Source organism: Streptomyces sp. NPDC003032 (genome assembly GCF_053591415.1).
On record NZ_JBSFTT010000026.1, the window covers coordinates 70,723 to 83,122 of the forward strand.

General features: G+C 70.8%; 8 protein-coding genes. 7 read left to right on the plus strand and 1 reads right to left on the minus strand.

Annotation, left to right across the window (positions count from 1 at the left end; genetic code table 11):
* Window positions 1-24 precede the first annotated feature (24 nt).
* From ligA to gatB, 6 genes are all read left to right on the plus strand, one after another.
* A complete protein-coding gene (gene ligA / locus ACWDZ7_RS30530) occupies window positions 25-2,208 on the plus strand; it encodes an NAD-dependent DNA ligase LigA (protein ID WP_451801438.1) in 2,184 nt (727 codons plus the stop codon).
* Between the two features lie 314 nt (window positions 2,209-2,522).
* Window positions 2,523-4,847, plus strand: coding sequence for a putative bifunctional diguanylate cyclase/phosphodiesterase (locus ACWDZ7_RS30535; protein WP_451801440.1), 2,325 nt, complete (start codon window positions 2,523-2,525; stop codon window positions 4,845-4,847).
* A 167-nt stretch (window positions 4,848-5,014) separates the two neighbouring features.
* Complete coding sequence (gatC, locus tag ACWDZ7_RS30540; protein WP_010984178.1) at window positions 5,015-5,311, plus strand: Asp-tRNA(Asn)/Glu-tRNA(Gln) amidotransferase subunit GatC; 297 nt, start codon at window positions 5,015-5,017, stop codon at window positions 5,309-5,311.
* Window positions 5,312-5,315: 4 nt separating this feature from the next.
* The gene (gatA, locus tag ACWDZ7_RS30545; protein ID WP_451801442.1) at window positions 5,316-6,809 is read left to right on the plus strand and encodes an Asp-tRNA(Asn)/Glu-tRNA(Gln) amidotransferase subunit GatA; all 1,494 of its coding nucleotides are present in this window, start codon (window positions 5,316-5,318) and stop codon (window positions 6,807-6,809) included.
* Complete coding sequence (locus tag ACWDZ7_RS30550; protein WP_451801444.1) at window positions 6,806-7,045, plus strand: hypothetical protein; 240 nt, start codon at window positions 6,806-6,808, stop codon at window positions 7,043-7,045. Before gatA ends, ACWDZ7_RS30550 begins: the two co-directional genes overlap by 4 nt.
* Before the next feature lie 16 nt (window positions 7,046-7,061).
* Window positions 7,062-8,576: an Asp-tRNA(Asn)/Glu-tRNA(Gln) amidotransferase subunit GatB gene (gatB, locus tag ACWDZ7_RS30555; RefSeq protein ID WP_451801445.1), complete on the plus strand. Its 1,515-nt coding sequence runs from the start codon at window positions 7,062-7,064 to the stop codon at window positions 8,574-8,576.
* A gap of 73 nt (window positions 8,577-8,649) precedes the next feature.
* Here gatB and ACWDZ7_RS30560 read toward each other — a convergent pair whose 3' ends face one another.
* Window positions 8,650-9,888 carry an SMI1/KNR4 family protein gene (locus ACWDZ7_RS30560; RefSeq protein WP_451801446.1) on the minus strand — a complete coding sequence of 413 codons (1,239 nt, stop codon included), beginning with the start codon at window positions 9,886-9,888 and terminating at the stop codon, window positions 8,650-8,652.
* A gap of 227 nt (window positions 9,889-10,115) precedes the next feature.
* Here ACWDZ7_RS30560 and ACWDZ7_RS30565 point away from each other — a divergent pair, with 227 nt between their 5' ends.
* The gene (locus tag ACWDZ7_RS30565; protein WP_451801448.1) at window positions 10,116-12,257 is read left to right on the plus strand and encodes a phosphocholine-specific phospholipase C; all 2,142 of its coding nucleotides are present in this window, start codon (window positions 10,116-10,118) and stop codon (window positions 12,255-12,257) included.
* Window positions 12,258-12,400 lie beyond the last annotated feature (143 nt).

Here is a 12,400-nt window from a genome sequence, read left to right on the forward strand (position 1 = left end):
ATGACGTAACGGGAGGACGAAACGGTGGCTGTCGAACAGCAAGGCTCTGTGCCCGCCGAGGCACGGGATCACCATGCCCGGCTGGCCGAACAGATCGAGGAGCACCGCTTCCGGTACTACGTGAAGGACCAGCCGGTCGTCAGCGACGCCGAGTTCGACAGGCTCCTGCGTTCCCTCGAAGCCCTGGAGGAGGAGTATCCGGAGCTGAGGACGCCGGACTCACCCACCCAGAAGGTCTCCGGTTCGTACGAGACGGAGTTCACGGCGGTCGAGCACCGCGAGCGCATGCTCTCCCTCGACAACGCCTTCGACGACGAGAAGCTCGCCGCCTGGGTGGACCGCGTCGCCAAGGATGTCGGCACCCCGGACCACCACTTCCTGTGCGAGCTGAAGGTCGACGGCCTCGCCGTCAACCTCACGTACGAGCACGGCAGGCTGACCCGCGCCGCCACCCGCGGCGACGGCCGCACCGGCGAGGACATCACGCCGAACGTCCGCACGATCGCCGACATCCCGCAGCGCCTCAAGGGCGACCGCGTCCCCGCCCTGGTGGAGATCCGCGGCGAGGTCTTCTTCCCGATGGAGAAGTTCGACGAGCTGAACGCCCGCCTGGTGGATGCGGGCGACAAGCCCTTCGCCAACCCGCGCAACGCGGCGGCGGGTTCGCTGCGCCAGAAGGACCCGCGCGTCACCGCCACCCGCCCGCTGCACATGGTCGTGCACGGCATCGGCGCCCGCGAGGGCTTCGACATCGACTGCCTCAGCCACGCCTATGAGCTGCTGCACGAGTGGGGCCTGCCCACCGCCCAGCACAACAAGGTCGTCGACGACCTCCAGGGCATCCAGGACTTCATCGCGTACTTCGGAGAGCACCGCCACTCCGTGGAGCACGAGATCGACGGCGTCGTCGTCAAGCTCGACGAGATCCCGCTCCAGGGCCGCCTCGGCTCCACCTCGCGCGCCCCGCGCTGGGCGATCGCCTGGAAGTACGCGCCCGAGGAGGCCAACACCAAACTCATCAACATCCGCGTCGGCGTCGGCCGCACCGGCCGCGTCACGCCGTACGCCCAGGTGGAGCCCGTCACCGTCGCGGGCTCCGAGGTCGAGTTCGCGACCCTGCACAACCAGGACGTGGTGAAGAAGAAGGGCGTCTTCATCGGCGACACGGTCGTCATCCGCAAGGCCGGTGACGTCATCCCGGAGATCCTCGGCCCCGTCGTGGACCTGCGGGACGGCACCGAGCGGGAGTTCGAGATGCCCGCCGAGTGCCCCGAGTGCGGCACGGCGCTGCGGCCCATGAAGGAGGCCGACATCGACCTCCGCTGCCCCAACGCCCAGTTGTGCCCGGCCCAGTTGCGCGAACGTCTCTTCTACCTCGCGGGCCGCAAGTCCCTGGACATCGAGAACTTCGGGTATGTCGCCGCGGCCGCGCTGACCAGGCCCCTGGAGCCCGCCGAGCCGCCGATCCTCGACGAGGGCGACATCTTCGACCTGAAGGTCGAGGAGCTGCTCCCCATCAAGTCCTACGTCCTCGACCAGGACTCCGGTCTGCCCAAGCGCGACCCCAAGACCGGCGAGGAGAAGGTCGTCACCTTCTTCGCCAACCAGCAGGGCGAGGCGAAGAAGAACACCCTCGCCATGCTGGAGAACATCGCGGCGGCCAAGGAGCGCCCGCTCGCCCGCGTCCTCACGGGGCTCTCGATCCGGCACGTCGGCCCGGTGGCCGCCGAGGCGCTGGCCCGCGAGTTCCGCTCCATCGACCGCATCGAACAGGCCACCGAGAAGGAGTTGTCGGACGTGGCGGGCGTGGGCCCGATCATCGCCGCCTCCCTCAAACAGTGGTTCACCGAGGAGTGGCACCGCGAGATCCTCCGCAAGTGGCGGGCGGCCGGGGTGCGCATGGAGGAGGAGTCGAGCGGCGAGGACGAGGGCCCCCGCCCCCTGGAGGGCCTCACGGTCGTCGTCACCGGAACGCTTGAGCACTACACCCGGGATGGCGCGAAAGAGGCGCTGCAGACCCGGGGCGCGAAGGTGACCGGTTCCGTTTCGAAGAAGACATCCTTCGTGGTCGTGGGGGACAACCCGGGTTCGAAGTACGACAAGGCGATGCAGGTGAAGGTTCCGGTTCTCAACGAGGAAGGCTTCGTTGTGCTGCTGGAACAGGGACCGGACGCGGCGAGGGAAGTCGCGCTCCCGACCGGGGAGTAGCGGTTGAAGGCCACCCGTTCAGCGCATACCAGATGCATACGGGTGGCCGGGTCGCATTCGGGCAACCGTAGTCGACCGCTGCCCGTGGAAGCCTTCTGCGGCCTACTGTTGAGGTGTGCGCCTGCCGTGCCCCGCTGCGAACGGGGTATCTCCTGCTCAACAAGAGCATGGAAGGGGGCATCCCCTGCTCGGCACGAGTTCGGGAGCAGTGCATCCCCTTGCTCGTCGAGAGCACGGGGACGGATTTTCGGACCCGGCCGCCTTTGGGCCGAGTCCGTTTGGCGTGGGCACCGCCGGCTGTGAGAGGGACGGGAATGGAACCGACCGAGAGCGCCGCCCCGGACTCACCGCTGCGCGCGCGCCGGTGGCGCGCGCCGGGCACCTGGCTGCGCGGCCGCCGGACCGTGCGGACCGCCGACCCGGGCACCACGGGCGGGACGGCGCCCGGGGCGCTGAGCACCGTCATCGAACCCCGCGAGCGGGCCTGGACCGCCCCTCCCACCGGACGCGGCACCGAGAGCGCCGTGGCCCTGGTGGGCGGCCCCACCGAGGAGGACCCCCGCGACCCCTGGCCGCTGCTGCCCGTCCTGGTCGTCACGGCGGCCGCGATCCTGCTGGGCACGGGCTTCTTCCAGGCCTTCACGGGCCGGCACACGCTGTTCCCCTCCGGCACGGCCGGCTGGTCCCTAGCCGTCCTCACCGGACTCATCGTCGGCCACCTCGTCGCCCTCGGCCGGGACCGCTGGTGGGGCGGCACGGGCTCCGGCGGAGCGCTCACCGTCGCCGTACTCCTGCTGTACGGCTGGGTGCCCGCCGGAATGGTCAGCCTCACCGTCGTCGTCCTCGTCGGTGTCGCGCGCAGACACCGCTGGCGCCAGGGCGTGCTGCACGGCGCGGTCGACATCCTCGGCATCGGCGCGGGCGCGCTCACCCTGACCGCGTTCGGCACCTCACCGACGGCCGAATCGCCCTGGCTGCCCGAGACCTGGGACCTGTACACCGCCCCCGAAGTGGCCCTGGTCGCCGTCGCCTACCTCGTCGTCACCCGCGTACTGCTCTGGTACGTCCACGCGCCGCGCACCGGCGCCCTGCCGACCGTCACCCGAACGGCCCTGGTCAGACAAGGTCTTCTCGGTATCGCACTGCTCGGCATCGCACCGCTGATCTGTGTGGTGGCCATCTCCCTGCCGATCCTGCTGCCCCTCTTCGCGATCCCGCTGGTCGCGCTCGACTCCACCCTGTGGATCGCCCGCGCCCGGGCGGAGGAGCAGCTGAGGGACCCGCTCACCGGACTGCCCAACCGGCAGTGGCTGCTGGAGCGGACCTGGACGGCACTCGACGACGCCGAGCGGATCGGGGCACGGTCCGCCCTGATGCTGATCGACATGGACCGCTTCCGGTCGGTCAACGACACCCTCGGGCATCTCGCCGGTGACCGGCTGCTGCTGCAGATCGCGGACCGGCTGCGGCTCGCGCTGCCGCGCGGCGCGGAGGCGGCCCGGCTCGGCGGCGACGAGTTCGCCGTGCTGCTCCCCATCGCCGACTCCACGACGTCCGCCACGCGCGTGGCACGCCAACTGGTCGCGGCCCTCGGCTCACCGCTCGACCTCGACGGCCTCACCCTCGTCCTGGAGGCCAGCGCGGGCCTCGCCGTCTTCCCCGACCACGCGCTCGACGCGGAAGGGCTCCTGCGGCGGGCGGACGTGGCGATGTACCAGGCGAAGAGGGACCGCACGGGCGTCGAGGTGTACGAGTCCAAGCGGGACTCCAACACCCCGGACCGGCTCGGACTCCTCGGCGACCTGCGGCGGGCGCTGGACGCGGGCGACGTCGAACTGCACTACCAGCCCAAGGTCCGCTTCGACGGCAAGGTCGCGGGCCTCGAAGCGCTGGTGCGCTGGGTGCACCCCGAGCGCGGCAAGGTGCCGCCGGACGAGTTCATCGCCATCGCCGAATCGTCCGGCCTCATGCCGCACCTGACGGAGTACGTCCTGGAGTCGGCCCTCGGCCAGGTGGCCAAGTGGCAGGCGCAGGGCCTGAAGGTCCCGGTCGCCGTCAACGTCTCGCCGCGCGACGTCCACACGCCGGGCTTCGCGGGCGCGGTCGCGGCGCGCCTGGCCCGGCACGGGGTCCCCGCGGGGGCGCTCCAGCTGGAGATAACGGAGCACGTGCTCCTGGAGGACCCGCAGCGCGCCGCGGACACCCTGGCCGGTCTCACCGGCCACGGCGTCAAGATGTCGCTCGACGACTTCGGCACGGGGTACTCCTCGCTGGTCCACCTGCGGCGGCTGCCCGTCAGCGAGCTGAAGATCGACCGTTCCTTCGTGGCGCGGCTCGCCGTCGACAACGAGGACGCGGAGATCGTCCGCTGCACGGTCGACCTCGCGCACTCGCTGGGGCTGCTCGTCGTCGCCGAGGGCGTCGAGGACGACGAGACGTGGGAGCGGCTGCGGGACCTCGGATGCGACGCGGTCCAGGGCTGGCTGGTCGCCGCGGCGATGCCTCCGGAGGAGACGACCGCGTGGCTGCGGGCGCGGGGGTCCCGCGGATGGCGGCGCCCCGTGGACCTGGCGGCGGAGGAGGCGGCGCTTGCTGAAGGCTCCGACGTGGGGGAGTCCTCGGGGCACGTGGTCAAGTAGCCGTCCGGTGGCTCTCCGGCCGGGCTCGGTCCGGCGCGCGGCGCCGCGGGTGGGGCGGCCGCCGGGCGCCCTGCCGGACGCCCTCGGGGAAACCGTTTAACGGCCATGCCACCCCGACCCATAGGATTGGGGCCACAACCCGCAAACTCACCCCTGAGGATCGCCGCATGCCTGGCATCACGCGCGAGGAGGTCGCCCACCTCGCCCGCCTTGCACGTCTGGAGCTGAAGGCCGAGGAGCTCGACCACTTCGCCGGACAGCTCGACGACATCATCGGCGCGGTCGCCCGCGTCTCGGAGGTCGCCGACCAAGACGTACCGCCGACCTCGCACCCGCTGCCGCTGACGAACGTCATGCGCGCGGACGAGGTCCGTCCGTCGCTCACCCCCGAGCAGGCGCTCTCGGGCGCCCCCGCCCAGGAGCAGCAGCGTTTCAAGGTGCCGCAGATCCTGGGGGAGGACTAAGAACATGACGGACATCATCAAGCTCACCGCCGCCGAGATCGCGTCGAGGATCGCCTCCGGCGAGCTGACGGCCGTCGAGGTCACCGAGGCCCACCTGGCCCGTATCGACGCCGTCGACGAGAAGGTGCACGCCTTCCTGTACGTCGACCGTGAGGGCGCCCTCGCGCAGGCCCGCGCCGTCGACGAGAAGCGCGCCAAGGGCGAGAAGCTCGGCCCGCTGGCCGGCGTCCCCGTCGCGCTCAAGGACATCTTCACCACCGAGGGCATCCCGACCACGGTCGGTTCCAAGATCCTCGAGGGCTGGATCCCGCCGTACGACGCGACGGTCACCAAGAAGCTGAAGGCCGCCGACGTCGTCATCCTCGGCAAGACCAACATGGACGAGTTCGCCATGGGGTCCTCCACCGAGAACAGCGCCTTCGGCCCGACCGGCAACCCCTGGGACCTCACCCGTATCCCCGGCGGCTCCGGTGGCGGCTCCGCCGCCGCCCTCGCCGCCTACGAGGCCCCCCTCACCCTCGGCACGGACACCGGCGGCTCCATCCGCCAGCCCGCGGCCGTCACCGGCACGGTCGGCGTCAAGCCCACCTACGGCGGCGTCTCCCGCTACGGCATGGTCGCCTTCTCCAGCTCCCTGGACCAGGGCGGCCCCTGCGCCCGCACCGTCCTCGACGCCGCGCTGCTGCACGAGGCCATCGCCGGCCACGACGAGCTGGACTCGACGTCCATCGACGCCCCGGTCCCGCCGGTCGTCGAGGCGGCGCGCAACGGCTCCGTACAGGGCATGCGCGTAGGCGTCGTGAAGCAGTTCTCCGGCGAGGGCTACCAGGCCGGTGTCGTCCAGCGCTTCAACGAGTCCGTCGAGCTGCTCAAGTCGCTCGGCGCCACCGTCGTGGAGCTGGACTGCCCCTCCTTCGACCTGGGCCTGTCCGCGTACTACCTGATCGCGCCCTCCGAGTGCTCCTCGAACCTCGCCCGGTTCGACGCCATGCGCTACGGCCTGCGCGTCGGCGACGACGGCACGAAGTCCGCCGAGGACGTCACCGCGCTCACCCGCGAGGCCGGCTTCGGCGACGAGGTCAAGCGCCGCATCATCCTGGGTACGTACGCGCTCAGCTCCGGCTACTACGACGCGTACTACGGCAGCGCCCAGAAGGTCCGTACGCTCATCACGCAGGAGTTCGAGAAGGCGTTCGAGCAGGTCGACGTGATCGTCTCCCCGACGACGCCGACCACCGCCTTCCCGATCGGTGAGCGCGCCGACGACCCGATGGCCATGTACCTGGCCGACCTGTGCACCATCCCGACCAACCTGGCGGGCAACTCCGCCATGTCGCTGCCCTGCGGCCTCGCGCCGGAGGACGGCCTGCCCGTCGGACTGCAGATCATCGCCCCCGCCATGAAGGACGACCGCCTGTACAAGGTGGGAGCCGCCGTCGAGGCCGCCTTCGTGGAAAAGTGGGGGCACCCGCTGCTGGAGGAGGCACCGTCGCTGTGAGCGCACTGAACAAGGCCAAGGGCTTCAAGAAGTCCAAGACCGGTACGTATCTGTCGATCGGCACCACCGCGTTCGGCGCGGTCTCCGTGCTCAAGCAGGCCAAGAAGGCCCGCTTTGAACACGACACGCTTCGCCTTGTGGACGCCGTCGTCTCCGCTGCCGCCATCGCCACGGGCGTCGCGCTGCTCCTGCGTGAGCTCAAGCGCCTCGGCGACGACGACGTCCTGCTGGGCTGAGAGGGAAAGTTTCACCGTGACTGTCACTACTGACCTGGTGTCGTACGAGGAAGCCCTCGCGACGTACGACCCCGTCATGGGCCTTGAGGTCCATGTCGAACTCGGCACCAAGACCAAGATGTTCTGCGGCTGCTCGACGACGCTCCAGCAGGACGCGAACAGCCAGACCTGCCCGACCTGCCTCGGCCTGCCCGGCGCGCTGCCGGTCGTCAACGAGATCGGCGTCGAGTCCGCCATCAAGATCGGCCTCGCGCTGCACTGCGAGATCGCCGAGTGGTGCCGCTTCGCCCGGAAGAACTACTTCTATCCGGACATGCCGAAGAACTTCCAGACCTCCCAGTACGACGAGCCGATCGCCTTCAACGGCTATCTGGACGTCCAGCTGGAGGACGGCGAGGTCTTCCGCGTGGAGATCGAGCGCGCCCACATGGAGGAGGACACCGGCAAGTCCACGCACGTTGGTGGCGCGACGGGCCGTATCCACGGCGCCTCGCACTCCCTCCTGGACTACAACCGCGCCGGCATCCCGCTCATCGAGATCGTCACCAAGCCGATCGAGGGCGCGGGCGAGCGCGCCCCCGAGGTCGCCAAGGCGTACGTCGCCGAGCTGCGCGAGCTCATCAAGGCGCTCGGCGTCTCCGAGGCCCGCATGGACAAGGGCCAGATGCGCTGCGACGTCAACCTCTCGCTGCGTCCCCAGGGCCAGGAGAAGTTCGGCACGCGCAGCGAGACGAAGAACGTCAACTCGCTGCGCTCCGTGGAGCGCGCGGCCCGCTACGAGATCCAGCGCCACGCCGCGGTGCTGTCCTCCGGCGGCACGATCATCCAGGAGACCCGCCACTTCCACGAGGAGGACGGCTCCACGACCTCCGGCCGCATCAAGGACAACGCCGAGGACTACCGGTACTTCCCGGAGCCCGACCTCGTCCCCGTGGCCCCGTCCCGTGAGTGGGTCGAGGAGCTGCGCGCCGGACTCCCGGAGCTGCCGCGGCTGCGCCGCAACCGTCTCCGCGAGGAGTGGGGCGTCTCCGAGCACGACATGCAGTCGATCCTCAACGCCGACGCCATCGGCCCGATCGTCGCCACCATCAACGCGGGCGCGGACGCCGCGTCGGCCCGCAAGTGGTGGATGGGCGAGCTGGCCCGGCACGCCAACGAGCAGGGCGTCGACCTCGGTTCGCTGGCGATCACGCCGGAGCATGTCGCCCGCGTCACCGAGCTGGTCGCCTCCGGTGACCTGAACGACAAGCTGGCCCGCCAGGTCATCGAGGCCGTCCTGAAGGGCGAGGGCACGCCGGACGAGGTCGTCGAGAAGCGCGGCCTGAAGGTCGTCTCGGACGAGGGCGCGCTCACGGCCGCCGTCGACGAGGCCATCGCCGGCAACCCGGGCGTCGCGGACAAGATCCGCGGCGGCAAGGTCGCCGCGGCCGGCGCCCTGGTCGGCGCGGTCATGAAGGCCACCCGCGGTCAGGCCGACGCGGCCCGCGTGAAGGAACTCATCCTGGAGAAGCTGGGCGTCAGCGAGGGCTGAGCCCTGCTCCGGCCATGAGAGGGGCGGCGCACCCGAAAAGGGGCGCCGCCCCTTTCGCGTACCACCAAGACCCCTACGGCGCGTCGGGCCGCGGCGTTCCGAACGGCTCGAAGAACATCTCCTCCAGCGGGTCCTGGTCCTTGCGCAGGCCGTGGAAGCCCGCGTTGCCGGGGCCGCCGCGCAGCCAGTTCAGCAGCGTCTCGGTGAAGTTCCCGTCCAGCGGCGGGCCCTGTTCCGTGTGCCGGGGGTTGACGGCCACGCGCCACTGCTCGGGCTCGCCCTCGACGCACCAGCCGATCATGTCCCCGTCGACGGTCGAGGCGATCGGCAGAAAGCCTCCGGGCTCGGGCCAGGCGGGCATGGGGTAGTACTGGGGGTGCCCCTCGCGCAGGGACCGGTATCCCTCCAGCATCTCCTCGGCGTTGGCGGCGAGGCCGAACCGGTGGTCGAGGCCGAGCGGGGCCGGCATGTCGAGCCACCAGCTCCAGTTCCCCGCGCCGTACCGCTCGCCGAGGGCCACGAAGTCCGGGGGCAGCCGGGTGCCGAGCCGCTCGAAGACCTGCTCCCAGGTGCCGTTGCCCAGATGCGGGGCGAGCGGCGGGGGTATCAGCGCGGTGACCGCCTCCAGGCCCTCGCCCTCGGTGAGCGCGGCGTGCTGCCGGGCGTCCGCATACGTGCCCCGGGGCGGCGGGGCCCAGGGCGTGGCCGCGGCGAGGGGCGGCCAGACGCGCACGGTGGGCGACAGGGGGCCGAGGAGCCCGCCGGGCTCGCCGGGGTTCGGCACGCCGCCGCGGACCGCCGCGAACAGCAGCTCCAGCAGAGGGACTTCACAGGCCGTCCACGGGTCCGCGCCGCCGACCGCCACAGAGGTGGTCAGGAGCACCACCGGCCAGGCGTCGGGGTCCTTCGACACCGAGGTGTCCCAGAAGAGGTGGTCGCCGCCCGAGGTCGTGGCGAAGGCGAGCAGGCCGCCGTCGTCGGGCAGGAAGCGGCGCTGCTCCCGGGTGAAGATGCCGGGCCTTATCGCGGAGTGCCGGTGGGTCTCCAGGACCCAGGCGGCGTACTCATAGCGGCCGTCGGTGCTCACGCACGGGGTGTGCAGCCGGATGGACGCGGAGTGGGGGGCGGAGTGAGGGGCGGAGTGGGGGCGGCCTATTTCGGCCGGGCCGTACGCCGACACCAACGCCTTGTAGTCGGCGGGGAGCGGGACCTCCAGCCAGGCCTCGACCGCGGCCCAGTCGACGGCGGGCACAGCGTCGGGCGGCGGCCCGACCAGGTCCGTGAAGGCGGCGAAGCGCGCGGTGCTCTCCATGCGTCCGAGAATGGCACCCGCCACTGACAACGCCGTCGCCGACGGCCGCCGGAGCCCGGGGCGAGGCCGTCGCGTCCGGGACCTTTTGGACGTTCACCCCGACTTTGTCCCCCAGCCTTCACAAGGAAACGTCACGTCACTAGCGTCCCCGCCGAACAGGTCAATGGATCAGCAGAGAACCATTGCTGTCGGCCAGGACCACTGGCAGGACTACTGGGAGGTCGCACGTGACTCCGGAGATTTCGCGCAGACGCCTGATGGCGGTCGGCGGCGGCGCGCTCGGCGCAGCCGCCGTCGGCTCTTTCCTGCCGCCTTCGCTGCAGGAGGCGCTCGCGCACGAGCCGCCGCGCGGTGGCGGTCTCGACTCGATCGAGCACGTCGTGATCCTGATGCAGGAGAACCGTTCCTTCGACCACTACTTCGGCTCGCTGCGGGGCGTGCGCGGCTTCGGCGACCGCAACGCCATCCGGCTGCCCGGCGGCACGTCCGTGTTCGAGCAGCCCGGCGTGCTGCGCACCATCCTGCCCTTCCCCGTCCGCGAGGCCGCCGAGACGCAGAAGAAGGACCTCCAGTACATCGGCGACCTCGACCACTCCTGGAGCGGCGGCGCCAAGGCCTGGCACGACGGCTGGATGGACGGCTGGATCACCGCCAAGACGGCGGCCACGATGGCGTACTACACGCGCGAGGACATCCCGCTGCACTACGAACTCGCCGACACCTTCACCGTCTGCGACGCCTACCACTCCTCCATCCACACCTCCACCAGCCCCAACCGCAACCACCTGTGGAGCGGCAGGACGGGCTACGAGGCGAACGGCAAGCGGGCCGTCGGCAACGACGCCTACGCCGAGGGCACCCACCCCGGCTACGGCTGGGGCACGTACGCCGAGCGCCTGGAGAAGGCGGGCGTGAGCTGGCGGACGTACACGGAGTGGGAGAACTTCACCGACAACCAGATCGAGTTCTTCACCACCTTCAAGGCCATCGCCCGCAAGGTCCTCGCCAAGACCGGCCTCACCTTCATGGAGGCCTTCTACGCCAAGGTGCGCGACGCCAGGGACGAGACCGAGCGCGCCAAGCTGCTCGCCACCCTGGAGGAGGGCGTCGCCACGCTGAGCAGGCACGAGCGGTCCCTGTTCGAGCGCGGTCTGCGGCGTGTGCCGACCGGCAGGCTCGCCGAGGAGTTCGCCAAGGACGTCGCGGGCGGCAAGCTGGCGAAAGTCACCTATCTGGTGCCTTCCGCGGTGGATTCCGAGCACCCCAGCGTCTCCTCGCCGATCCACAGCGCGACCATCGTCTACAAGATCCTCGACGCGCTCGCCTCGCACCCCGAGGTGTGGCGCCGCACCGCCGTCTTCATCAACTACGACGAGAACGACGGCTTCTTCGACCACGTCCCGCCGCCCGTGCCCGGCGGTGACTCCGCCGAGGAGAAGGAGGAGCGCTGGGACGGGAAGCCGACCGGGCTCGGCGCGCGCGTGCCTATGCTCGTCGTCTCGCCGTGGACCGTCGGCGGCTACGTCTGCTCCGAGGTCTTCGACCACACCTCCGTCGTGCGCTTCCTGGAGAAGTGGACCGGCGTCAAGGAGCCCAACATCAGCGCCTGGCGCCGCAAGGTCACCGGCGACCTCACCGGCGCCTTCGACTTCCGGCGCGCCCACCGGCAGCCGGACGTCGAGAAGCCCGGCGCCATCCCGGCGTTCAGCGGGCGCTGGGCCCCGCAGCCGCCCGTGAAGCAGTCCATGCCGGTCCAGGAGCCGGGTGTCCGGCGCGCCCGGCCGCTGCCGTACCAGCCCGACGCGGACGTGCGGCCCGGTGAGAACGGCACGCTCACGGTGCGGCTGAGCAATGGCGGGCGCTCCAGCGCGCACTTCGCGCTCTATCCCTACGCCGGCGAGTTCAAGATCCCCCAGCACCAGGACGTCGTCCGCAAGGGCTCGTGGACCGTGCCGGTGCCCGGTGACACGTACGCCTTCACCGTCACGGGGCCGAACGGCTTCCGCCGCGAGTTCACGGGCGGCAAGGGAAGCCAGGGAGCCCAGGGAGGAGGCCAGGGCGGCGGCAAGGACGGCGGCGCGCGGCTCGCCTCCGCGATCACCCGCCGCGAGCTCCACCTCACCCTGGCCAACCGCGGCCGCGCGGAGCTGGTCTTCACGGTCAAGCCGCTCGGATACGTGGACGACGAGGACATCAGGCGCCGGACGCGGACCGTCCGCGTCAAGGCGGGCAGCAGCCGCACCGTCGCCTGGCGGACCGAGGACGAGCACGGCTGGTACGACGTCGAGGTCACCACCGACCGCGACACCGCCTTCCGCCGCCGCCTCATGGGCCACATCGAGAACGGACGTGCGAGCGTCTCGGGCTGATGAGCGGCGCGCATGGGTGCGCGGAGTTGCCCTGGATACCTCCGCGCACACCTTGTGCTCTTGTGAGTATGGCCACGAAAGGGACTAAGGATCTCCAAGGGCTGTCAAGGTGTTGGCGGCGCTCATGTCGCCTCTCATGTGTT